This window comes from Halomonas sp. BC04 (genome assembly GCF_000568385.1).
Genome location: NZ_AZQX01000040.1, coordinates 32,605 through 53,604, shown reverse-complemented (window position 1 = coordinate 53,604; position 21,000 = coordinate 32,605). Strand labels below are relative to the sequence as shown.

24 protein-coding genes and 1 pseudogene are annotated in these 21,000 nt (G+C 63.0%); 8 read left to right on the top strand and 17 right to left on the bottom strand.

Annotated elements, in window-relative coordinates; genetic code table 11:
- Nucleotides 1-2: 2 nt before the first annotated feature.
- From Q427_RS03130 to Q427_RS03110, 5 genes are all read right to left on the bottom strand, one after another.
- Nucleotides 3-1,280: a TRAP transporter large permease gene (locus tag Q427_RS03130; RefSeq protein ID WP_043510879.1), complete on the bottom strand. Its 1,278-nt coding sequence runs from the start codon at nt 1,278-1,280 to the stop codon at nt 3-5.
- On the bottom strand, nt 1,277-1,771 hold the full coding sequence (locus Q427_RS03125; protein ID WP_043510877.1) for a TRAP transporter small permease: 495 nt from the start codon (nt 1,769-1,771) through the stop codon (nt 1,277-1,279). The genes Q427_RS03130 and Q427_RS03125 overlap by 4 nt, the downstream gene beginning before the upstream one ends.
- A gap of 64 nt (nt 1,772-1,835) precedes the next feature.
- Nucleotides 1,836-2,873, bottom strand: coding sequence for a TRAP transporter substrate-binding protein DctP (dctP, locus tag Q427_RS03120; RefSeq protein ID WP_043510874.1), 1,038 nt, complete (start codon nt 2,871-2,873; stop codon nt 1,836-1,838).
- A 206-nt stretch (nt 2,874-3,079) separates the two neighbouring features.
- A complete protein-coding gene (locus Q427_RS03115; protein WP_231613366.1) occupies nt 3,080-3,901 on the bottom strand; it encodes a LysR family transcriptional regulator in 822 nt (273 codons plus the stop codon).
- A 201-nt stretch (nt 3,902-4,102) separates the two neighbouring features.
- Nucleotides 4,103-4,594, bottom strand: a complete 492-nt coding sequence (locus tag Q427_RS03110; protein ID WP_043510872.1) for a metallophosphoesterase family protein — start codon at nt 4,592-4,594, stop codon at nt 4,103-4,105.
- Between the two features lie 172 nt (nt 4,595-4,766).
- Here Q427_RS03110 and Q427_RS03105 point away from each other — a divergent pair, with 172 nt between their 5' ends.
- Together Q427_RS03105 and bfr are read left to right on the top strand one after the other, a co-directional pair.
- On the top strand, nt 4,767-5,630 hold the full coding sequence (locus tag Q427_RS03105) for a sirohydrochlorin chelatase (protein ID WP_043510870.1): 864 nt from the start codon (nt 4,767-4,769) through the stop codon (nt 5,628-5,630).
- Between the two features lie 233 nt (nt 5,631-5,863).
- Nucleotides 5,864-6,331, top strand: a complete 468-nt coding sequence (gene bfr, locus Q427_RS03100) for a bacterioferritin (RefSeq protein WP_043510868.1) — start codon at nt 5,864-5,866, stop codon at nt 6,329-6,331.
- Between the two features lie 45 nt (nt 6,332-6,376).
- Here the strand turns inward: bfr and Q427_RS30970 are convergent, their stop codons facing one another.
- Together Q427_RS30970 and Q427_RS03095 are read right to left on the bottom strand one after the other, a co-directional pair.
- The gene (locus tag Q427_RS30970; RefSeq protein ID WP_155833441.1) at nt 6,377-6,538 is read right to left on the bottom strand and encodes a hypothetical protein; all 162 of its coding nucleotides are present in this window, start codon (nt 6,536-6,538) and stop codon (nt 6,377-6,379) included.
- On the bottom strand, nt 6,517-7,530 hold the full coding sequence (locus Q427_RS03095; protein ID WP_051496091.1) for a DUF1835 domain-containing protein: 1,014 nt from the start codon (nt 7,528-7,530) through the stop codon (nt 6,517-6,519). Before Q427_RS03095 ends, Q427_RS30970 begins: the two co-directional genes overlap by 22 nt.
- A 311-nt stretch (nt 7,531-7,841) precedes the next feature.
- Between Q427_RS03095 and Q427_RS03090 the strand changes: the two genes are divergently transcribed.
- Genes Q427_RS03090 through Q427_RS03085 form a run of 3 tightly spaced genes read left to right on the top strand, consistent with a single transcriptional unit; the run spans nt 7,842 to nt 10,080 of the window.
- The gene (locus Q427_RS03090) at nt 7,842-8,603 is read left to right on the top strand and encodes a DUF1611 domain-containing protein (protein WP_197030487.1); all 762 of its coding nucleotides are present in this window, start codon (nt 7,842-7,844) and stop codon (nt 8,601-8,603) included.
- Nucleotides 8,600-8,980, top strand: a complete 381-nt coding sequence (locus tag Q427_RS35105) for a DUF1611 domain-containing protein (RefSeq protein WP_197030486.1) — start codon at nt 8,600-8,602, stop codon at nt 8,978-8,980. The genes Q427_RS03090 and Q427_RS35105 overlap by 4 nt, the downstream gene beginning before the upstream one ends.
- Entirely contained in the window at nt 8,956-10,080 is a 1,125-nt protein-coding gene (locus Q427_RS03085) for an alanine/ornithine racemase family PLP-dependent enzyme (RefSeq protein WP_043510867.1), read from the top strand. The genes Q427_RS35105 and Q427_RS03085 overlap by 25 nt, the downstream gene beginning before the upstream one ends.
- 26 nt (nt 10,081-10,106) lie before the next feature.
- On the opposite strand, the gene Q427_RS36670 is transcribed toward Q427_RS03085, so the two are convergent.
- From Q427_RS36670 to Q427_RS28555, 5 genes are all read right to left on the bottom strand, one after another.
- Entirely contained in the window at nt 10,107-10,301 is a 195-nt protein-coding gene (locus Q427_RS36670; protein WP_442905429.1) for a hypothetical protein, read from the bottom strand.
- Nucleotides 10,301-10,456, bottom strand: coding sequence for a hypothetical protein (locus Q427_RS36665; protein ID WP_442905428.1), 156 nt, complete (start codon nt 10,454-10,456; stop codon nt 10,301-10,303). The genes Q427_RS36670 and Q427_RS36665 overlap by 1 nt, the downstream gene beginning before the upstream one ends.
- 47 nt (nt 10,457-10,503) lie before the next feature.
- Nucleotides 10,504-11,796: a M20/M25/M40 family metallo-hydrolase gene (locus tag Q427_RS03075; protein ID WP_043510865.1), complete on the bottom strand. Its 1,293-nt coding sequence runs from the start codon at nt 11,794-11,796 to the stop codon at nt 10,504-10,506.
- 202 nt (nt 11,797-11,998) lie between these two features.
- Nucleotides 11,999-12,646, bottom strand: coding sequence for a PRC-barrel domain-containing protein (locus Q427_RS03070; RefSeq protein ID WP_231613363.1), 648 nt, complete (start codon nt 12,644-12,646; stop codon nt 11,999-12,001).
- Between the two features lie 193 nt (nt 12,647-12,839).
- A complete protein-coding gene (locus tag Q427_RS28555; protein ID WP_155833440.1) occupies nt 12,840-13,169 on the bottom strand; it encodes a hypothetical protein in 330 nt (109 codons plus the stop codon).
- 511 nt (nt 13,170-13,680) lie between these two features.
- On the opposite strand from Q427_RS28555, the gene Q427_RS03060 reads away from it, so the two are divergent.
- Nucleotides 13,681-14,442: a DUF1499 domain-containing protein gene (locus Q427_RS03060; protein WP_043510927.1), complete on the top strand. Its 762-nt coding sequence runs from the start codon at nt 13,681-13,683 to the stop codon at nt 14,440-14,442.
- Between the two features lie 92 nt (nt 14,443-14,534).
- On the opposite strand, the pseudogene Q427_RS03055 reads toward Q427_RS03060, so the two are convergent.
- Nucleotides 14,535-15,577 (bottom strand): annotated as a pseudogene (locus Q427_RS03055) (proline racemase family protein).
- Nucleotides 15,574-16,710 carry a zinc-binding dehydrogenase gene (locus Q427_RS03050; RefSeq protein ID WP_043510925.1) on the bottom strand — a complete coding sequence of 379 codons (1,137 nt, stop codon included), beginning with the start codon at nt 16,708-16,710 and terminating at the stop codon, nt 15,574-15,576. Before Q427_RS03050 ends, Q427_RS03055 begins: the two are co-directional and overlap by 4 nt.
- Before the next feature lie 360 nt (nt 16,711-17,070).
- Here Q427_RS03050 and Q427_RS03045 point away from each other — a divergent pair, with 360 nt between their 5' ends.
- A complete protein-coding gene (locus Q427_RS03045) occupies nt 17,071-18,057 on the top strand; it encodes a diacylglycerol/lipid kinase family protein (protein WP_081785787.1) in 987 nt (328 codons plus the stop codon).
- A 22-nt stretch (nt 18,058-18,079) separates the two neighbouring features.
- On the opposite strand, the gene Q427_RS03040 is transcribed toward Q427_RS03045, so the two are convergent.
- Nucleotides 18,080-18,502 carry a CBS domain-containing protein gene (locus tag Q427_RS03040; protein WP_043510860.1) on the bottom strand — a complete coding sequence of 141 codons (423 nt, stop codon included), beginning with the start codon at nt 18,500-18,502 and terminating at the stop codon, nt 18,080-18,082.
- A gap of 268 nt (nt 18,503-18,770) precedes the next feature.
- Between Q427_RS03040 and Q427_RS03035 the strand changes: the two genes are divergently transcribed.
- Nucleotides 18,771-19,778, top strand: a complete 1,008-nt coding sequence (locus Q427_RS03035) for an alpha/beta fold hydrolase (protein WP_081785786.1) — start codon at nt 18,771-18,773, stop codon at nt 19,776-19,778.
- A gap of 40 nt (nt 19,779-19,818) precedes the next feature.
- Here Q427_RS03035 and Q427_RS03030 read toward each other — a convergent pair whose 3' ends face one another.
- Together Q427_RS03030 and Q427_RS03025 are read right to left on the bottom strand one after the other, a co-directional pair.
- Nucleotides 19,819-20,364, bottom strand: coding sequence for a hypothetical protein (locus tag Q427_RS03030; protein WP_043510858.1), 546 nt, complete (start codon nt 20,362-20,364; stop codon nt 19,819-19,821).
- A gap of 26 nt (nt 20,365-20,390) precedes the next feature.
- Complete coding sequence (locus Q427_RS03025) at nt 20,391-20,933, bottom strand: acyltransferase family protein (RefSeq protein ID WP_197030484.1); 543 nt, start codon at nt 20,931-20,933, stop codon at nt 20,391-20,393.
- Nucleotides 20,934-21,000 lie beyond the last annotated feature (67 nt).

The following is a 21,000-nucleotide window of genomic DNA, read 5'->3' as shown; positions in this document are numbered from 1 at the left end:
GCTTATCCAAGGGCATGGGGCAGCCACAACGTGAGCGGCGGGAACAGGATCAGCAGCAGTTGGACCGCGATGGCCGTCAACACGAATGGCCAGATGGTCCGGAACAGCGAGACGATCTCCAGTCGGCTCACTGCCGCTGCCACGAACACGCAGGCCCCCATGGGCGGGGTGATCAGCGCAATGGTGATATTGAGCGTAATGACGATGCCCAGGTGAATGGGATCGATGCCGGCCATCATGGCGACGGGTGCAAAGATAGGCGTGAGCAGCATCAGCGCCGAGACCTCTTCCATGAACATCCCGGTGACAAAGGTGATGCCGCTGAGCATCAGCAGGATCAAGAAGGCGTTATCGATATAGGGAGACAGCAGCGTGACAAACTGCGCCGGCACCTGGGCATAGGAGAGCAGCCAGCTGATGGTGGCAGACGCCGCCATGATCAGGAAGATGGCCGACGTAAGGCGTGCGGTATCAACAATCGCCTGCCAGAACTGGGACAGCCTGAGCCCTCCCAGCACGATGCCACACAGCGCGACGTACAGGGCGGTCAAGGCACCCGACTCGGTCGGTGTGACAAAGCCCATGACGATGCCCGCCACGATGATGAACGGTGCCACCAATGCCGGCAGGGCGGCGATCGCTGCCAGCCCCAGTTCCTTGGCCTTCGGCAACTGGCCACGTTTCGGCAGGCCGTTGCGCCAGGCATACAAGGCGTTCATTGCCATGAATGCTACGCCCAGCAGCAAGCCCGGGATGACTCCGGCCAGGAACAGGTCCCCTACCGACGTGTTGGTCAGTGACGCATAGAGGATCATGAAGATACTGGGGGGAATGATCGGCCCGATGAGCGAGCTGCCTGCCGTGAGTCCGGCCGCGAAGGCGCGTGAATAGCCTTCCCGTTCCATCGCCGGTACCAGCAGGGAACCAAGGGCCGAGGTGTCGGCCACTGCGGAGCCATTGACCCCGGCAAAGAACACGCTGGAGACGACGTTGACGTGGCCCATGCCGCCGCGGAAGTGGCCTACCAGGAGACGGGCCAGTCCCATCAGACGCTCGGTCAGTCCGCTGACGTTCATCAGGTTGCCCGCCAGGATGAACAGCGGAATCGCCATCAGGGAAAAGACATTGATGCCCCCAAAGAACTGCTGCGGCAACATGCGTGGAATCATGCTGGGGTCGACGAAGAAAAAGCCGACCATCGCCGTAGTCAGCAGCGCGATGAACAATGGAAGCCCCAGCAGCACATGGCCCAGGAACACGGCCAGCATGGTCAGGATCATGGTGTGGCCTCCTCTGTTGCGACTCGCAGTGGAGCGGGGCCATACCAGAGGACATGCCAGGCAAGCAGGGCAAAACCGATGGGCAGCGACATGAGCGGAACCGTACGGCTGATACCGAGCCCCGAGGTGGTAAACATGCTGACAGAGTGTGCGTAGCGGTAGCTGACCCAGGCGCCGCCCAGCGCAAGGCAAAGCGTCAGCAGCCACTGATAGAGGTTCAGCAGGCGGGTCAGAGCGGGCGGCAACAGGCGCTCGATCAGCGCGACACGCATATGGCCGCCCTCTACCCAGACCGCACCCGCGGCGAGCATGACGGTGCCGATGATGAGAAATCGGGCGAGCTCATCGGTCCAGATCGGTGCGCCACCGGCAAAGTAGCGCATGAAGACGCCATAGAGGATGGCGGTCAGATTGATCAGCAACAGGCTGGCGGCGACTGTCAGCGACAAAGGCCGGCTGATCGCCAGCACGCGATGGCGCAGTGACGACATGAGAAAAATCCTGTGAGAAAAAAGGGCCGGGAGTCCCGGCCCCGGAAGATCCTGGTGGCCTGGGTCAGTCGAGCAGGTCGCTCATTCCAGCATCCTCGAGCGCCATGTCGACCCACTGTTGATCGATGCCGCGCTCGGACAGCCATTCCAGGTAGGCCGGCTGGCCAATGTCACGGAAGGCGGCCAGATCCTCGTCGGAGGGGCGAATCACCTCCATGCCTTGCTCTTCGAGGAAGGTGATACGCTCCTCCACCTGGGACTCGTTGTGGATGCGAGCGTTATGGTTGGCCTCGGCAACGGCCTCCATGAAGGCGTCACGGATATCGTTGTCCCAGCCCTCGATCATCTGGCTGTTGCCGACCAGGAACTGGTTGGAGTACTGAATGTTAGCGAGCGTCAGGTAGTCCTGCACCTCGTAGAGACTGCCCAGGATGATATACATCGGCGGGTTCATCTGGCCGTCGGCGACGCCGGTGCGCAGCGACATATAGACTTCGGTCCAGGGAATCGGTGTGCCAGATGCCCCGAAGGATTCATACAGGGCGACCTGGCTGGGGTCCATGGCGCGGAAGCGCAGCCCATCGAAATCGTCGGGATGGGTAATTGCCTTCTTGTTGTTGGTAAAGGCCAGGAAACCACCCTCCTCGACGACCGCCAGCATATCGACACCGGCTCGCTCGCGGAGCGTGGCCTCGATCTCATGCCAGTAGTCGCCCTCATCGAAGAAGGCACGAGCGTCGTCGAAGTCATCGAACAGGAACGGAATTGCGCTGACAAAGATTTCATCCACCAGCGGAGAGACGCCAGCGAACGACGCCACGTTCAGCTTGGGCGTATTCATGGTCTGCTCCATCCGGTCCTCTTCTTCCCCCAGCATGCTGTTGGGATAGAGTTCCAACTGGATTTCGCCACCGGTCTTGTCTTCCACCAGCTCCTTGAGGTTTGTGGCGAAGACGTGCACGGCGTTCTTGTCGGGATCGGGTGCGCCGTTGTAGCTCAGGTTGATGGTGGTCGCGGCCATCGCCTGGCTAGTGAGCAGCGCGCCCCCCAGCAGGCAGGCGGACGCCAGGGCAGTCAGCGGAAAGCGAGGTGACACAGTCATCGGCAAACTCCTTGTTTTTGGGAAGGACATTAGCAGGGTATGGATTGATCCGTTGACTATGCAATACCCAAAGTGTTGCTAAATATGCAACATCTAGACCTGTTCAACCAGCAGCCGAGGCGCATCGCCGCGGAAGAAGCGCATGCCCTGACTGAGGTGCGTAAGGCAGGTCTGGGCGGCCACACTCAGCTCACGTCCGTCCAGGCTCACGATCTGGCACGCGCCTCGCTCATGATCGGGTATGACAAGGGCAAGTGGTGAATCTCACCACGCTCGATTTCATCCACCACCGTCAATTCCGGCATGAAGGTCACCCCGATGCCGGAGCGCACGAAGTTCTTCAGCACCGCCACGGAGTTGGTATGCAGCCGAGCCTTGAGGTGCACCCGCTCCTGGTGGGCCACCATGTTGACCATCTGGCGCATCCCGAAGGGGTTGTCCATGAGTGCCAGGGGCCAATCGGCCAGGTCCCGCAACATCAGGGGGCGTGTCAATGCCAGGAGAGGATGATCAGGGGGCACGATCACGTCGAGGGGCTGGCGCGTCTCGACATGACAGTGAAGCGATGGGTCGACAGGCGGAGCGTAGAGCAAGGCCAGGTCTACCTCGCTGTCTTTCAGTAGCGACATGGCCTCATTGACGCCGGCCATGCGAATTTCCACTTCGATGCCGGGAAAGGCGTTCATGAAGGCATTCATCGGTGCGGCGATGAGATCGGCAATGAACCCTTCACCGACGGCAATACGCACCTCACCACGGGCCACCCCCTGAAGCGCGACCAGCTGCGAAAGCACCGCCTCCTCCGCAGAGCGCTGTGCATGAAAGTGCTGAACCAGCAGCCTGCCGGCTTCCGTGGTACGCATGCCTCCCCCATATCGCTCACATACCCGAACACCCAATTCTTCCTCGAGCTGCTTGAGCTGACGGCTGATCGCTGAGGGATCGATATTCAGGTGGGCAGCGGCACGTCGCAACGAACCGCGACGAATCACTTCGTTCAGGTAGGCAAGCGCACGGGGATTCAGCATGAAGGCTCTTCCTGGCATCGGTATGGGGTAAGCAGGGCTTGGTCTGCCGCTTACCCTATCCCGAAATCAACGCTTCATGGGAGTGCGGCCAATGTCGGTCTGGAGTTCCTGATAAGGTCGGGTTCTCGATGAGCTACCTGATGACGGCACTACACTATCCATGGACATTATTGCGCAAATGGCACCATGGAACGGCGGCGCTCACAGCGGCAGGTGCATGATGGCACCACGCAGGCCGCGCTCGTCGGCCCATAGCTTGCCCAGGGTGATGGGAAGGCGAAAGCGACGCTTGCCTGCGGCGCCGGGATTGAACAGCAGCCGGCCATCCTGCCATTGATTGCGCGGCTTGTGGGAGTGGCCATGGAGCACGGCATCGCAGGGCGTGGCCGGGTCGAATTCCTTGATGATATGCACCAGATGCAGGCGCCAGCCGTTGACGCTGAGGTCACGGGTCATCGGCAACGCCTCGGCCCAGGGCTCGGTATCGATGTTGCCACGAACCGCCGCCAGCGGCGCGAGGTCGCCCAGCCGTTCGAGAATGGCGGCGTCTTCATCCCGGCTGCCCACGTCGCCCAGGTGAAGGATAAGCCCGCAGCCCTCCAGCATGGTCAGCGCCTCGGGGCGCAGCAGGCCGTGGGTATCGCTGATGATACCGATCGGCAGCTCGGTGGCGATGTCCGATAGCGTTTCCATGACCCTCCGATGGATCGTCCAGCAGTACGACTCCCTGGATGCCTGTCAGGCTACTACAGCCCCGCGTGATGCTTCATGGCTATTCCCTGTTGACCAACGATCCCGCCAGGTAGTGTGATAGCCCTACCGTCGTACGCAGTGCCCCCCGCCCTGCCCCAGCAAAGAGACCTCCATGCGAAAGATACTGCTCGTCGACAACGGCTCCCTGCGCCCCCAGGCCACGCTCAACCTGCGCCGGCTAGCTCAGGCCCTGAGCCAGGCCACCGGCGAGGCGGTAGAGGCCACTTCGCTGCTGCACTCCAACAAGATCCCCCCCGAGAAGCTCGATGGCCACAAGGCCGTAACCCTGGGGCCGCTGGCCGAACGGGCAGCCGCACAGGGGGTGACCGAGCTACTCATCCTGCCGTTCTTCTTCGGCCCCAGCCAGGCGCTGACCCACTACCTGCCCGAACGCCTGGCCGAGGTTCAAGCCAGCTACCCGCAGTTGGGTATCAAGGTCGCCATGCCGCTGGTGGACAGCCAGGCGCCGGTGGACCTGCGCCTGGTGCGGCTGCTGGCGGAGAACGTGCGCGAAAAAATGCTGGGACTGTCACAGCCGAAGGTGGTGCTGGTGGATCATGGCAGCCCGATCCCGGAGGTGACGGCGGTGCGCAACTACCTCGCCGGGCAGCTCAGCGTGCTGCTGGCCGATGAGGCCAGCTGTGTCACCTTCGCCTCCATGGAGCGACGCGAAGGTGAGGCCTACCGCTTCAACGAGCCGTTGCTGGTCGACCTGCTGGCCGCTCCCTCCATGGCCCACGGCGACGTGATTCTCTCCATGCTGTTCCTCTCCCCCGGGCGCCACGCCGGCGAAGGCGGCGATATCGCGGAGATCTGTGAACAGGCGATGGCCCGATCCCCCGGCCTGAACGTCACCACCACCCGACTGGTGGGTGAGAACGACGCCATCGTGGGTATCCTCGTCACCCGCCTGCAGCAAGCCCTGGCAGGTGAACCGCTGCTGGCGGAATTGCACCCTCTCGGCGCGTCTACCTGATGCTTGTCAACCGAGTACGGCAGCCAGAGACAGGTAGGTGGCACGCTGCATTCCTGCCTGTGCGATACCCCTCGGGTGCCTCGACGCCGGCTCGTGCCCGCGAGCCGGAAACCGAATGCGAATCGCACACAAGAACAATATCAAATAGCTGAATTTAAAGGAAAATTGACCATCACTTCAATTCACCATAGGATGAGTCTTATACCCCCTGCACGAAAAATTCAAGGATTCGCATGAAAGGCAAACAGAACATCATCGATGCCCTGAACGGCCTGCTCGCGGCAGAACTCGCCGCCATGGACCAGTACTTCATTCACTCCGAGATGTACGCCGACTGGGGGCTTGGCAAGCTCCATGAGCGCATTGCCCACGAGTTCGACGATGAAAAGGGCCATGCCAAGCAGTTGATCGAGCGGATCCTGTTCCTTGAAGGCAAGCCCGACATGCACACTCGCACACCGGTTCGCGTCGGCCAGGACGTGGAGGAAATGCTCGGCAACGACCTCCAGCTCGAGTACGAAGTTGGCGACGCCCTGAAGGAAGCCATCGCCCTGTGCGAGCAGGAGCATGACTTTCAGACTCGCAGCATACTCTTGGGACTGCTGGCCGACACCGAAGAGGATCATGCCTACTGGCTGGAGCAGCAGCTGCGGCTGATCAAGATGCTGGGCAAGCCGAACTACCTGCTCTCCCAGATGTGACCCCTGCCGATAACACGCCAGACCGGCTGGCCGGCGCCTGCCGGTTCAGGCGTTGCACCGGTCAAGCAAGTCCCGCCCTCGCTCCGTGAGAGCCAGCTGCCGGTGCGGCCACTCCTCCTGATTGTTACTGACGATAAGCAGCGGCTGCGGTGCGTCGATCAGCCGCTGGAGCAACCACCAGAACATCAGGTCGCCCAGGTAGGGCAAGGCTCGTATTCGCGCATGAGAAGCGAGAACGCCTTGCCCACCGACAGCGGGCCGTGGTCACGAACGATCTCCAGCACCAGCCTTTCCGTCAGGCCTAGACCGGTGTCCGCGGCAGGCAGCTCCTGCAGGTGGCGAGCCAGCGCACGGCCCATCATCGGCAATGCCGGCGTGCCGGTAGCGACCAGGGCCTGCAGCGCTTCGGGATTCTCCGCGGTGAGGGCCTTCCAGGCCCGGGTGCCCAACTCGAGCAACGGAGACTCGACCGGGCGGCGCTGCCGCCACAGCCAGGCGAGCAGGTCCGGGGCGAGCTGGCCGATGCCGATGAAGCGATCCACGCCGGGTACCGATTCCACCGCCACCAGCTCCACTCTGCCCCTGGGCGGGTCTGCATTCAATCGATGCAGCAAATAGGCAAGAATCAACTGGTCGTAGCTGTCGTGCTCGAACCACAGCACGATACGCTCATAGCGTTCCAGCTCCTCAAGTGCCTTGTACCCCCTGCGCAGCCGGGCCAGGGCGTCGCCCTCGGCCATGCCGGAAATCTCCGCCAGGAAACGAGCCCTGAGCCGCACCAGCTCCTCTGGCGGCAGGTCATGTAACGGACCGATGCAGAACGGATCGGAGAACTCCAGGAAATCACCCTCAAAGCCGGCGGTACCCAAGGTATGTTCGATATCCGAGCCGCAGCGAATGTGCAGCGTAGTCATGTCACGGTCGCCGCGCTGGGCTATCTGCCACCGTGAGGCGTCGAGCGACTCGATATGCGACTTGAAGTTGGGCCAGCTTGGGAAACCGCATTCTCGGGCAATGACAAACTGGGTATCGGCGAGCTTCAATGGCGTCTCGCGCGGTGGCAGGTGCTTGAGTATCCGCGCCAGGGCATCCGGCTCATCGGCTCGTGCTGCCTTGAGCAGTTCCTTGGCGCACTTGCGCTGCTGTTCGAGATTGAAGCGGCCGTGCGACGTGGCGTCACGCCGGGGGAGCGTTGTCATACGATTCCCTCCATGCGCCTGTGTCCGCCGGGCAGGCCGGGAGTCGTATGGAACAGGATGTGTGAAGCAATGGGCGCAGCCCTTTCCGCGGACGGAGACGCCTGTGCGGCGCTGCACATAGCCTCGCGCGGTTGGGGGAAGGTGTCAATTGGGGCCGACCTCTGTCTGCTGACGAACATACGCCGGCACCCGAAGTGTGTATGGTGACGGACGTCCACTTCCCTTGGTGGAGACCTCTCGTTGACTGTCGGCTTTCTCGGCCGGGACCTTCCTGTCGCCTCCTCTGAGTCCAGACCTGAGGTTTGCGATTCATGCTTCCTGATTCCCTTCGAACCATTATCGACACCGCGACACAACTCGCCGATACCCGTCAATCGGCCGTTGTGTACTGCGAGGGCAATTTCAATCGAATCGATGGCAAGACGGCCAACGGCCTGGTGCGCAGCAGCGAGAAGTATCGCCTTCTGTCCGTGATCGACAGCACACTGGCCGGTGAAGACGCGGGTATCGCACTCGGCGAGGCAACGGCAGGCATCCCCATCGTGGCAGACCTGGCGGCAGCACTCGCCGGTACCGAAGCCCTGCCCGACGTGCTCATCTTCGGACTGGCACCCCTGTCAGGCTTGATGTCCGAAGCGGACCGCGCCGTGGTACTGGCAGCAGTGGGCGCAGGCATCAGCGTGGTATCCGGCCTGCACGAGTTCCTGGCGGATGACCCGGAGATTTCGGCGGCGGCACTTGCTACCGGGGTAACGCTTCACGATATCCGCCGGCCACGCCCCACCAAGCACCTGCGCATGTTCGATGGCGCCATCGGTGACGTCGATTGCATACGCATTGCCGTGCTGGGCACGGATGGGGCGATCGGCAAGCGTACCACCTCGACGCTGCTGACCCAGGCGCTCAACGATGCCGGCATTCGTACCGTGATGGTGGGGACGGGGCAGACCGGCCTGATGCAGGGCGCCGCCTATGGCGTGGCGCTGGATGCCATTCCCGCCCAATTCGGCGTTGGCGAACTGGAAGGGGCCGTGCTTGCCGCCTATGAAGCGAGCGCCCCGATGTCATCGTGATCGAAGGCCAGGGTGCATTGAGCCACCCGGCCTACCTGAGCTCGACGGTGGTGCTGCGCGCCAGCCGCCCCCAGGCGGTGATCATGCAGCATGCGCCGGCCCGCCGGATGCTCAGTGACTACCCCGAAGTTCGCATGCCCTCGCCTCTCTCCGAGATCAAGCTCATCGAGATGTTCGGCAAGACCCGTGTCATCGGCGTTGCCATCAACCATGAAGACATGACCAAGGCGGAGGTTCTGGCGACCGCGGTCCGCTATGAGGCCGAACTTGGCATTCCCGCGACCGATGCACTCTGGCACGAGCCGGCGGAGCTGGTCGCCATGGTCACCACCGCCTTTCCCGAACTCAAGGAATGCAAGCAACTGGCAATGGCGTGATCTGCCCCCGCATCGAAGTCGACCTGGCCAAGATCGAGTACAACACCCGCGCCCTCGTCACGCTGCTATCCGGTCGTGGTATCGACGTCACCGGGGTCACCAAGGCGACGTTGGGCTCACCCGAGGTGGCAAGGGCCATGATCGCCGGAGGTGTGTCGCGTCTCGGCGATTCACGGCTCGAAAACCTCGAAGCGCTCCGCCATGCGGGTATACAGACCCCTTTGACGCTGCTGCGATCGCCCACGCCGGATCAGGCCGAACGGGCAGTGGCATCCGCCAATATCAGCCAGGTGAGCGAGCTTGATGTCGTGAAGGCGCTGTCAGTGGCGGCGGGCAGGCGCGGGGTGGTTCACTGCCTGGTGTTGATGGTGGAGCTGGGCGACCTGCGCGAGGGCGTCATGCCCGGTGATGTGCTCGACGTTGCCCGGCGCATATCGCTTACGCCCCATGTCACCCTCGCCGGCCTCGGCACCAACCTGGCGTGTCGGGCCGGTGTCGTGCCCAGTGCCGATAATATGGGCGAGCTGTCTGCCCTGGCCACCCTGATCGAGGCCAGACTGGGCCTGCACCTGCCGCTCGTATCCGGGGGCAATTCGGCCAATCTCGCCTGGGCCTTGGTCGCACCCGCGGGCCGAATCAACGACCTGCGTCTCGGCGAGTCGATCCTGCTGGGCTGCGATCCCCTCACGCGGATACCCCTTAGCGGCCTGCACACCGATGCCTTCACCCTGGTGGTGCCCGTCATCGAGTCGCTGGCCAAGCCCACAGTGCCACGCGGCGCAACCGGCGAGACGGCTTTCGGCGTAGCGACGCCAATGGGCGAGCGCGGCACCATCATTCAGACGATCGCCGCCATCGGCCGGCAGGATGTCGACCCGGACGGTCTGACACCGCCACAGGGCATCAGTGTACTCGCCGCCAGCAGCGATCATCTGGTGCTGGAAACGCAACAGCGCCAGGCACCCGGCACGGAAATCCGCTTCGGGCTCGACTACTCGGCCCTGCTGCGTGCGATGACCTCGCCATTCGTGACGACCACCTTCGTCACCACGACACGCCAGCCGCTCTCCGATAGCCACTCTCCGATAGCCACTCTCTGAGAATCGTCAGGCCCTGACCCCCTGACTCATCCGACGTCGCGTTCCTCCAGCGCCCGACGGAACTCCTCCCGGTAGGCCGATTCATGCTGCCCGGGATCCACCGGGAAGCGCCCCAGTTCCACGGCAAGGTCGAAGAAGCCCTGTGCAGGCAGGTTCTCGCCCCAGCGACTGACGACCAGTGACGCGATGAAGGGCCGCCCCTGCTCGGCGTCTTCATGCATCAGGCTTCCAGCGCCTGGGCGACCCGCTGGATAGTGCGCGGAGGCTTGAGGCCCAGCGCTTCGGCGAGCTGTTGATAGGTCATCGGCAGCGTGGCAGCTGGTGCCGCTTCGAGCAGGCGGCGAGCCTGAGTGGCGAGTTGAGCTTCATGTTTCATGACGGCGGCATTGAGACGGGAGCCTTGGCTCCCGTCTCGGTGGTTCCTCAAGAAGGATGCTTCTGCTGGTGGGTTGGAGGCTGGCGTTTCTCGCCTTCTTCTTCCTCGGGCTTGGCCGATCCCTGGTGGGCAAGGCGGGAGGCCTCGTCGAGGCGCGGGTGGTTGTCGAGGAACTCGCGGTGCGGGTCCTGCAGGGCATCCAGCGCCTGGAGCGCATGGGTCAACACGTGGATGGCGGCCAGCACGTCCTGGGTATTCCCGGTCTCCGAGATGGTGTGCATGTTGCGAATCGGGAATCCGATGGAGGTCGCGGCGCAATCCACGGCGGCCAGCACGCCGGCCATGCCGTCGGTGCCGGTGTCGGCACCGACGATGTCGCGCTGCATGGGGATTCCGTGTTCCCGGGCTGTGGTCTCGATGATGCGGTTGAGCTGCTCGCTGGCAATGGCACCCACTGACATGGTGAATCCCTTGCCCATCTCCAGCGGCTGCATGCGCCGGTCGCCGATGCCGGGGGCCGCCACGTAGTCATGATTGACGTCCACCCCGATCACCACGTCGGGGCGCAGTTCTCCGGCAAGGACCCGGCTACCGAAGCGCCCGATCTCCTCGTAGCTGGCGATGGCAAACAGCACTCGTACCTGCTCGGTGCCGCCGGCCTCGGCGATCAGCCGCGCCACTTCGGCGGTGACGAAGCAACCCAGGCCATTGTCCAGATAGGCGCCGTAGAAGGTGTCGGGGCTGAAGCCGGGGCGGATGGGCCGGTCGAAGAGGATCGAATCACCGGGGCGCACGCCGAGGTTGAGCACCTGCTGCTTCTTGTTCTCGCCGTGGATCTGCAGATCGAGGTAGATCTGCTCCTTCTTGATGCCCTTGCTGCCATCACGCTGGGCCGGGTCGGAGAAGTGGATCGCGCCCAGCGCTTCCACGGTACCGCCCCGGATGATGCGATAGCTGCCCGGCCTTTCGGGGTCTTCGCTGAACAGCTTGACCTCATGGCCGATCAGCACGGTGGGCAGGAAGGCGTCGGTATTGATCCAGATCTTGCCGTCGTCACCGATACTGCGCACCTGCATGCGGATCTTGTCGGCATGGCCGATGATCATCACCTTGAACAGGTCGTCCCGGCCCGGATGGGTGTCCAGCACCACACCGGCGTGTCCCTTGTACTGGTGCAGATGCCAGTCGTCCAGGGCGAAACGCTCGAAATAGGGCTTGAGCACGCCATAGGTCATGGCCCCCTCCAGGCCGATTGGGCTGGGTGCATCCAGAATCTGCCGCATCAGGGAAAACTGCTTCTCAGGCATGGGCTGGGCCCAGGGCTTGTTCGTCTCGCTCATGTGCTCCCCTTTGCTATTTTCTGTTCAGTAATACCCCTAGTCTGACAGATTCCATCGCCATCGACCTGCCGGGCCGGTGCACGCGGATCACACCGGGTGCCAAAAAGAAAGGCAAGGCACAGTGGCCTTGCCTTACCCTGTAGCTTCAGCGGAATTCTACAGCTGACCTTTTACTGCCTGGCCGTGACGTCATCCCACACGACTAGTCATGTCCCCAGGCCTCCGACAGGGTCATGTCGTCATCCACTTCGCTGTAGCGCTCCTCGTCATATTCGTTGCCACTTTCCAGCTCGTCTTCACCATAGGTCTGCTGGAATACCAGTTGATCGTCCTCCAGCAGCATCTCCGCCAGCGGTAGCGTAATGTCCGTACCACCCATGCCCCAGAAACCTCCGACGGTGATGACCGCATGAAGGTCCCCGGTGTCGTTGTGCTTGACCACCTCCTGGATATCGCCGATCTCCTCATCCTGCATATTGATGACGGTCATGCCTTCCAATTCGCTGACTTGCAGGGCGCCAAGCGACTCATCCAGCGTGGCCTCGGCCGGACCCGCTTCATCGAACGCGTCGTCGGCATCGGTTGGAGGCGCTTCACCGACGTCCATATCGTCGGCTTCCATCTCCTCATAGTCTTCGACATCGTCGCCTTCGGCATCCAGGTCGTCTTGATCCATCGCATCCTGGTTGTCTTCGCTGTACTGCTCGGGCTGCTCTTCGCTCATTGTCGTATCGCCGTTGAGCTCGGTATCGTCCTCGGCGTCCTGGGCCAAGGCGCCACCTGCAAGGCCGGCGGAAATGGCGCCGATGGCCATCGCCAGTAGAGTTCTCTTCATAACATTCCTTTTCATGGCACTCCCTCCTAGAGTAAGAACTACTTTTACAAGATAGGTCGTGCACCTTGGGCGATACAGGAGTATCGCGCAGCAAAACGTCAGTGAAAGAAGCCGCTTCGTCACCGAGGATTAACTTACATTACAAGGCGCTGTAACAGCCCGCCGCAATGGGCACATTGACACACCGCGGGATGGAGCCTGGTGCTGCTTATTCAGCAATCACCGTCGACCTGTGCGGATCGTAGCGATAGCGTGCCCCATCGACCTCGAACACCAGCTCGCCTGAGTGCCATTCAACGGCGGTATAGCGAGTGTGAGCGGGCACCTGTCCCTCATGGTCCGGTGTGCGTATCGCCGTGGCATTCTCGCTGACCGCCTCGCCCAGGTTCTGGCGATCGACCACAATCAGGGTATGACTCGGTGCCGGGCTCTCGGCTTCGAAGACCGCGTAGCGTCCGCTTTCGCTCCAGGGCCCGAGCATCAGGCTGCCGCCATACTGGAACGCGGCCGGCTTGGGGTCGCGACTTCCCGCCCGCACCAGCCAGCCGGCACTATGGGCGGCACCGTCGGTAGCGACCGCCAGCCACTCTCCGTCCGGCGAAAGGGAGGCATCGGTGAACTGCCCCGATGCGCCGAACTCGGTATCGGCATCGACCGGATGCTGCCGGGGATATCCTTGATGTGAAGCAGAAGAGTGCCGTCTGTGGCGTGGAGCTTGCTATCGCCTACCTCCAACTGCGCCAGCCCAGCCCCGTCTGCGTTCGGTGAAGGGGTTGCGCAGCCGACCAGCACCGGCAGGCTCGACAGGATGAGTAGACATACGCGAAAAACGGCAGGGGAACTCATCTTCATTCGCTCCTCGATACAGCGGTCGGATAGGCTGCAGGCTGGGGATGGCTGCGAGTCATGCTGTGGCGGGCCTTGATAAGCGCATACAGCCAGGCAAGACTCTCGGACACGCCTTCCTAGCGTAGGAGCAAATGGTTCAGGCGCCTATGCGTGCGAAGGCGCTCTTCACGATGAAGCACATCAAAGGCGAGGACAGCACTATGCACACAGCGCGTCGAGGTGGACGCTGGCCGTCGGTATCGGCACTGCTCGCCCTGGCTCTGCTCGGCCTGGCGACCCTGCTGATGGCCGCGGCGGGGCCAGCCTATCGCCTGGAATGGCTCACCTTGAGCGGTGCCTTCGGCCTGTTGCGATACGGGGTCTACGCCGCCGGTGCCGCGGCCGGGCTGGGCCTGATCTCCCTGGTTATCGCCGCCTTCTGTCGGCGCAGCGGGGCGGCACTGACCGGCGGCCTGGTCCTGATTGGCAGCGCCTTGCTGCTGAGCGTGCCGCTGACGCACCTGCAACAGGCTCGGGCAGTACCGGCGATCCATGACATCACCACCGATACCGAGGACCCACCTTCCTTCAGGGCGCTGGTGGAGGCCCGTGAAGCCGCGCCCAACGCCGTGGCGTACCCCGGCGAATCATTCGCCCGGCAGCAGCGCGAGGCCTATCCGGATATCGCGCCGCTGGAGCTGTCGATGCCCCTGTCGGAGGCCTTCGATGCTGCCGTGGCAGAGGTAAAAGCCGCCGGCTGGGAGCTGACAGCCGTCGACAACGGCATCATCGAGGCCGTTGCCACCACCACCTGGTTCGGTTTCAAGGACGACGTGGTAATCCGCCTGCGCGAAAGCGAAGACGGTGTCAGGGTGGACATGCGCTCCGCCTCACGCATCGGCCGCAGCGACATTGGCGCCAACGCCGCAAGGATACGCGACTATCTCACGGCGCTGGAAGCGCGATCCCGGGGGGGAGAGTAGTCTGGTCCAATGACTGAGGCCCGGTGGAACCAGCGAGGGGAGTCATGGCGGCGCCCCTTGGCCAATAACCAGGCGCCGTCCGACGTTACCTGTCAGCCATGTCGGCTGCTGAGGATATGGTGCAGACTGCCGCACTCCACCATGCGGTCATCGCAATTGATCACGATCTCCGAACGGGCCAGTACATAGCTCTTGCCGGTGATGGTGTTCTCCACCACCTGGTGCTTGCCGCCGGCCTCTCGCGCCGAGACGAACTCGCCGATGAAACCGGTCTCGCGCAGGGAGACGGTTTCCAGGCGGTCGCCCGGCTTGATGGTCCCTTCGTAGTGCATCAGTGCCAGCCGCGCCGAAGTACCGGTACCCGTGGTGCTGCGACAGATCACTCCCGGGTGAACGTAGGTGGCGGAACGCGAACGGTAGAAGTCGTCGGCGATCTGTTCCACCGGGCCCATGAAGTGCAGGAAGGGCAGCGGCCCCACATTGCCCAGGGTGTAGTGGGAGAAGCCGCTGCGGGCCTGGATCGCCTCGACGATGCGGTGGGCGCATTCGGCCAGCGCCCGCTCCTCCTCCCGCTTGAGCGAGAAGCCCAGCTCCTCGGCATCCACCAGGCGTAGAAGCCACCGCTATAGGCGATGCTGTAGGTGACATCGCCCACCTCGGGAACATGGATGCGTGCGCGATGCGTATCGATGTAGCTGGGCAGCCCACCACAGGTGATGGCCTCGACCACCCCCTTCTCCACCAGCGCCTCGATCTGCACCAGTCCCGCCGGGGATTCCAGCATGAAGCGCTGCCGGCCCTCCTGCTTGGGAATCAGGCCGCTCTCCAGCAGCGCAGTGGCCGTGCAGATGGTGTTGGAGCCGGAATAGATCGGATAGCCCATCACCTCCATGATGATGTAGCCCATGCTGGCCTTGGGGTCGGTGGCGGGGACGATGAGGTCCACCGACATCTCGGGAATCCCGTAGGGCTCGTCCAGCAGCAGCCGACGCAGGCCGTCGGCGTCGTTCTCCAGATACTCCATCTGCTGACGTACGGTATCGCCAGGCAGCGGATCGATGCCGCCGATCACGATCCGGCTGACGTCCCCGCCGGCATGGGTATCGATCAGGCGCAGCGTCAATTCGTGGCTCATGCCGTCTCCTCGAGCGCAAAGGGCGCGCCGTGCTCATCCCACTGGGCGTCGGGCACGATGACGATCTTGCCCAGATAGTTGCTGCCGCGGTTGACGAAATAGGTTTCGGCCCGGTGCAGGTCGGAGAGCCTGAAGGCCGCATGCAGGACCGGCTTGAGCTGTCCTTGCCGTATCCACTCGATCAATTGCTCCGCCTCTTCCCGCGTGCCGTGCGAGACACCGAAGATCTGCACCTGATAGAGATAGATCCGGGTCCACATGATTTCGCTGAGGTTGCCGCCACTGGCGCCGGCGATGGAAAGGCGCGGATAGGTGGAGCGGCGCTTCATGTCGACGATCATGGTGTCGATGAAGCGGTCGGTCATCTCGCCGCCGACCAGATCCATCACCGCATCGATCGGGGCGCCATCGGTCGCTTCCAATACCCGATCGACGAAGGTGGGCAGGTCGCCGCGGTCGATCACCGCCTCGGCACCCATGGCCAGCAGAGCATCCTTCTTGTCGGGCTGACTGACGGCATAGGGGGTAGCCCCCACGATGCGGCACAGCTGGATCAGGGCAGTGCCGACGCCCCCGCTGGCGCCACTGACCAGGACCCGTTCGCCTGCGGCCACGTTGGCCGACGTCATCATGTGGTAGGCGGTCTGGTAGGAGCACATGCCCAGGGAGGCGAGCTCTGCATCCGCGAGTTCCGCATTGGATACATGGTGGAACTGGTCCGAGGGCACAGCGACGTATTCGGCGAAACCACCGTCGGCACCGTGACCGTAGTAGTCCGGCATCAGGTTGAGGTTGCGTCGGGCATCGGGGTAGAGGTTGAAGTCCAGCAGCCCCCGCTGGCCGATGCGCTGGGGATCCACCCCTTCGCCCACGGCCGCCACGCGGCCGGCCACGTCGGCCCCCTGGATGCGCGGAAAGGTCAGGGTCGGTTCGCCGCCCATGGCAAAAGAGGTTACCTCGCCCTTGTCCTTTGTCGGGTAGAGCCCTTCGCGGGCCTTGCGGTCGGTATTGTTCTTGGCCGTCGCCGTGACCCGCACCAGCACTTCGCCCGGGCCGGGCTTCGGCGTGGCCACATCGTCTCGGTAGACCAGCTTGTCGATATCGCCATGGCCGGTCAGCAGCATCGCTGCCATCGTGTCGGGCACGTTCTCTGTCAGGGTATTGGCTGCCACGTTACCTCCTGCCGCGTTACCTCTTGGGTTGGGATCTCTCTGCTCGAACATAGCAGAAAATCTGCAGTCTCCCAGGGGCCCGGGGACGGCAAATTGAATCATGTCCGGCACCTCTGTAGACAGGCCTCGGCAGGGGCATTTCTTTCTGAATTGTGTGGCATTTTTACGGCTTCTTTCTTCTTGTCGCGCCTCGTTGGGCCTATGGTTATCCGCTCAAAGCCCCACGGAATTTGATTACCCAGCGAGAAATCTTCGATGCATCGGAACACATGGATGACTAAGCTCATGGTGCACGGGGCGCATGGGTAAGGAGATACCACGATGCGTGACTGGTTGATCATCAATGGCAAGGCGGGCGATGGAAAGCGCGGCGAGTCATTCTGGAAAGCTCACCTGAATGCGGCGGGTATTCTCGATTTGACGACCCGCGACCTGATGGACTCTGGCTGGGATAGCGACATCGGTCAAGGCGACCGGGTGCTCGTGGCCGGTGGCGATGGTTCCGTCAGTCTTGCGGCAGCACTGTGCGTCGAGCGGAAAGCGACGCTAGCCGTACTGCCCTCGGGTACGGCAAACGACTTCTCCCGCAATCTCGGCCTGCCGCAAGACCCTGAGCAGATATGTCGCCTGGTCGCCTCGGGCCAGACGGCCGACGTCGATGTCGCCTGGATCGATGACCGGCTGTTTCTCAATGTCGCCCACATCGGATTGGGAACGGTGCCCGCCCAGGAAGCCTCCCATGATCACAAGTCGCTATGGGGGCGCTTCAGCTACCTGGCCGTGCTGATGCGGAAAATGGGCGTGCAGCGAGGTTTCCATGCCAGGATCGAACATGATGGCGGCACTGCCGAAGGGCGATGGCTGACCATTGCCGTGGCTTCGGGGGCCTTTTTCGGTGGGGGCCAGCGTATTGAGGAGGCCCGCATCGACGATGGCAGGTTCGACATCGTCGCCATGCGACCCAGGTCGCGAATCCGTCTTCTGCTGGCGCTCCTGGCCACACGACTGCGGGGGCACGGGCCCGATGACACATCCACCCTGGTGCATGTGCAATCCTCCCGGTGTCGCATCCAGCTTCAACACGCCAAGACCTTGACCGCCGATGGCGAGATTATTGGTCGTGTGGCGCGGACAACGGCGATGACACGCCAAGGCGTGCTCAACGTCATCTGCCGCTCCATGGCGGCCGACGGCCTGAAGCCATCGCTGCTCGGCTTTGGCGTGGTAACAGCTAGTGACCAGAACGAGCCAAACGCCAGCGGCGGTAGTCCGTCGATGCGAGAGCAGCGACGCCGCGCTGGCGTCTGACACGATGGCTTGCCAGGGCTTGTCAATGATAATGCTTGCTGCAGTTGACAATTTCCCGGGCCAATTCGTCATCCTGGCACTTGCTGGCGATATCACTGATGCTTACGACGCCGGCCAGAGCCTTGTCATCGGGGTTGTTGAGCACAACCAGGCGCTGAACGCGCTGCTCCTGCATGTTCCGGAGCACCTCTTTCACCTCCTTGTCCTCGAAGGTGTAGAGCACATCAGAGGTGGCGATCGTGCTGGCCTTGTCATCGGGACTCTTGCCCTGGGCCAGGGCTCGCACGGCCAGGTCGCGATCGGTAACGGTGCCGGCAATCCTGTCGCCCTCCACCAGGGGCTCGAAACCTGAATTGCTCTTCGACATTCGCTCGGCCACCTCCCGGATGGTGGCATCGGCATCGAGATAATCCGGACGCTTCGTCATGACTTCACGTACTTGCATAATCCTGCTCCCTCTTGTCAGTGGCTATTCAACTACCTTGTTCCATTCCCAATTCCCTTTGTGAATAGCATGCCAGCGAAAGACCTGTCGGTTGTCGCTGCACAGCTTCCTGCTGTTCCTTGAAAGCTAGTGTCTGCGCCTGACAACTTCAACCGAACATCCATCGCAACATTTTGTTTTAAAATGTTTTTGTTACTCGATGTATCAATCATGGTGCATTTGTCGCCGACTGCTAGAGTAGAAAGCATCGCTATTTCGGTTCGGTGTCATGAAACCAATCCATCAGCAGCCACACGATCGAAAACCGCCCGACCCAGCCAAGCCCGGCAGTGGTGGAACCCCGAGTGCGCCGCCCCTCCGGCCCGGCTGGATATTGCTGCGAGGCCTGATACGTGAGGCACGTCACTGGGAAGGCATGACGGAACGGCTGGCGGATGCCCTGGGTGAGCCGGCACATGCTCTGGACCTGCCCGGCAATGGCCAGCGCTGGCGAGAGCCGAGCCCGACCCGAGTCGATGGCATGGTCGAGGCGCTACGCGACCAGATCGCCCGGGACGGCATCCCAGGCCCCCATCGAGTCCTGGCGATTTCCCTGGGTGGCATGGTGGCACTGCGCTGGGCACAGCGTTTTCCCGAAGAAGTGGCGTGCCTGGTGCTGATCAACTCGAGCCTGCGCGGCATCGCCCCTTTCTATCAGCGACTGCGACCCCGCCAGTATCCACGCCTGCTGCTGGCGCTGTTGCTACCGCTCGGCCATGAGCAACGCGAACACCTGATTCTTGGCATGACCACGCGGCTGCAGGACGACTTGCCCGGGGTGGCACAACGACACGCACGCTGGCAACGCGAAGCCCCCGTGAGCAAGGCCAACCTGGTGCGACAGCTGCTGGCCGCGGCGAGGGGGTTCGCGCCGCCCCAGGAGCTGCACGGCTTGCCGGCGCTGGTACTGGCCTCGCGATGCGACCAGATGGTGTCGTGGCGCTGCTCTAAGGCAATGGCAGAGCGCTGGGGATGGCCGCTCGAGTGGCACCCGAAGGCTGGCCACGACCTGCCGCTCGACGATCCCGACTGGGTGGTCGAGCGTGTTCGTCAATGGTACGGCGCGTCGCTATCGGGCTCGCAGCAGCCAGGAGGCGAGCGCCACCCCCACCAGCCCGATGGTGCTCCGGGGAAGGCGCCAAGGCCAAGGCTGACCCCCAGGCCGAAGAATAGCGCCCCACCGCCAATGAGAATGGCCGGTGTGCTGGTTGCGTGGGGCACATCCCGCTTGCGATAGCGCTCGAAGGCCACCACGGCGATCATCACCGGCGCTAGCATCAGGCACAGAGCCCGATCCACTCGAGCCGGCCGATCCAGAACCCAGGCTCACCAGGCATGCCGGCGTCGATGGGCCAGTCCAGGCGCACCCCAAGCCAGGTGGCGGGCAGTTCGGCCAGCTTGTGCCAGAGATAGAGCTGTAGCCCCAGGGCACCGAACATCGCCATCCATGGCCCCATGTGCTGGCGCTTGAGGAAGTTGCGCACCGGGGTCTCGAAGAGCACGACCAGGCCAACCTGCACCCACATCACACCGAGCAGCGCCAGGGTCGGCGGCAGCAGGTTGGTATCGCCGCCGACGTTGCCGTTGACCATGGAGACGGGGTAGTCGACCGCCACGGCAAGCCCCAGCCACGCCAGCCCGAGCAGCAGCAGACCCAATCCGGTGCGACGACCGAAGAAACGACCGTGCCACCAGGCGATGCCCAGCTGTTGCGGCAACACCCAGGCAAGGACAATGTTGATCCAGCCGAAGTAGTCATGGGTGTCGGTGACCCGTGCGCCGAACGTGAGCAGGTCAGCGGAACCGGTGGGCCAGGCGCGCAACAGGTCGACCGCGGCAATGAGCAGGATCAGCCCGACGACGGCTTGAGTCCCCAGCGACGGTCGGCCCAGACGCAGAACGGCAGCAGCAGCTGTACCCCAAGCAGGATCAGCAGGAACCAGAGGTGCACGGTCAGCGAGTGGTTGAGCGGCCCAAGGACGCCATCCCTGGTGAAAAAGGCAGTGAGCACGAAACCCGTCAGCACCACCAGGTAGGTGACGGTGGGTCGCGCCAGTCCCAGGGCACGGTCTGCCCACCAGTGCAGGTGTGGCTCGCCTCGCTCCAGGCGTTGCTGGACGCCCTGGGAGCTGACCGCGGCGGAGACGAAAATGAACAGCGGCACCACCTGCACCAGCCAGGTATACAGCCCCGCCGGCGCCCAGACGTCAAGGATATGGCCGGTATCCACCAGGATGCCATCCTCGACACGGGGCAAGGTTGCCGCCCAGTGCCCCAGCACCACGATGAGCAGCGCCAGGGCGCGCAGCGCATCCGGGTAGGGATCCCGTTCGTCCCTTTCCGTCTGCTTGTGCCGCGTCTCTTGCAATGGCCCCTGCCGTGTGTCGCTCACCACCTGCCTCCCGCTCCCTGGCTGTTGCGGCCCAGTTCGCCCTGCCGCCGCTCGGCCTTGCTCCCAC

What these genes read in the sequence shown, in the direction of transcription:
- Q427_RS03095 (WP_051496091.1), bottom strand. Translation starts at nt 7,530, where the DNA reads ATGACAACGCTCCCCCGGCGTGACGCCACGTCGCACGGCCGCTTCAAT.
- Q427_RS03085 (WP_043510867.1), top strand. Translation starts at nt 8,956, where the DNA reads ATGCAAGCAACTGGCAATGGCGTGATCTGCCCCCGCATCGAAGTCGAC.
- Q427_RS03075 (WP_043510865.1), bottom strand. Translation starts at nt 11,796, where the DNA reads ATGAGCGAGACGAACAAGCCCTGGGCCCAGCCCATGCCTGAGAAGCAG.
- Q427_RS03060 (WP_043510927.1), top strand. Translation starts at nt 13,681, where the DNA reads ATGCACACAGCGCGTCGAGGTGGACGCTGGCCGTCGGTATCGGCACTG.
- Q427_RS36665 (WP_442905428.1), bottom strand. Translation starts at nt 10,456, where the DNA reads ATGAAACATGAAGCTCAACTCGCCACTCAGGCTCGCCGCCTGCTCGAA.
- Q427_RS03125 (WP_043510877.1), bottom strand. Translation starts at nt 1,771, where the DNA reads ATGTCGTCACTGCGCCATCGCGTGCTGGCGATCAGCCGGCCTTTGTCG.
- Q427_RS36670 (WP_442905429.1), bottom strand. Translation starts at nt 10,301, where the DNA reads ATGCATGAAGACGCCGAGCAGGGGCGGCCCTTCATCGCGTCACTGGTC.
- Q427_RS03110 (WP_043510872.1), bottom strand. Translation starts at nt 4,594, where the DNA reads ATGGAAACGCTATCGGACATCGCCACCGAGCTGCCGATCGGTATCATC.
- dctP (WP_043510874.1), bottom strand. Translation starts at nt 2,873, where the DNA reads ATGACTGTGTCACCTCGCTTTCCGCTGACTGCCCTGGCGTCCGCCTGC.
- Q427_RS03105 (WP_043510870.1), top strand. Translation starts at nt 4,767, where the DNA reads ATGCGAAAGATACTGCTCGTCGACAACGGCTCCCTGCGCCCCCAGGCC.
- Q427_RS03035 (WP_081785786.1), top strand. Translation starts at nt 18,771, where the DNA reads ATGAAACCAATCCATCAGCAGCCACACGATCGAAAACCGCCCGACCCA.
- Q427_RS03050 (WP_043510925.1), bottom strand. Translation starts at nt 16,710, where the DNA reads ATGGCAGCGATGCTGCTGACCGGCCATGGCGATATCGACAAGCTGGTC.
- Q427_RS03115 (WP_231613366.1), bottom strand. Translation starts at nt 3,901, where the DNA reads ATGCTGAATCCCCGTGCGCTTGCCTACCTGAACGAAGTGATTCGTCGC.
- Q427_RS03130 (WP_043510879.1), bottom strand. Translation starts at nt 1,280, where the DNA reads ATGATCCTGACCATGCTGGCCGTGTTCCTGGGCCATGTGCTGCTGGGG.
- Q427_RS03070 (WP_231613363.1), bottom strand. Translation starts at nt 12,646, where the DNA reads ATGAAAAGGAATGTTATGAAGAGAACTCTACTGGCGATGGCCATCGGC.
- Q427_RS03045 (WP_081785787.1), top strand. Translation starts at nt 17,071, where the DNA reads ATGCGTGACTGGTTGATCATCAATGGCAAGGCGGGCGATGGAAAGCGC.
- Q427_RS03090 (WP_197030487.1), top strand. Translation starts at nt 7,842, where the DNA reads ATGCTTCCTGATTCCCTTCGAACCATTATCGACACCGCGACACAACTC.
- bfr (WP_043510868.1), top strand. Translation starts at nt 5,864, where the DNA reads ATGAAAGGCAAACAGAACATCATCGATGCCCTGAACGGCCTGCTCGCG.
- Q427_RS03040 (WP_043510860.1), bottom strand. Translation starts at nt 18,502, where the DNA reads ATGCAAGTACGTGAAGTCATGACGAAGCGTCCGGATTATCTCGATGCC.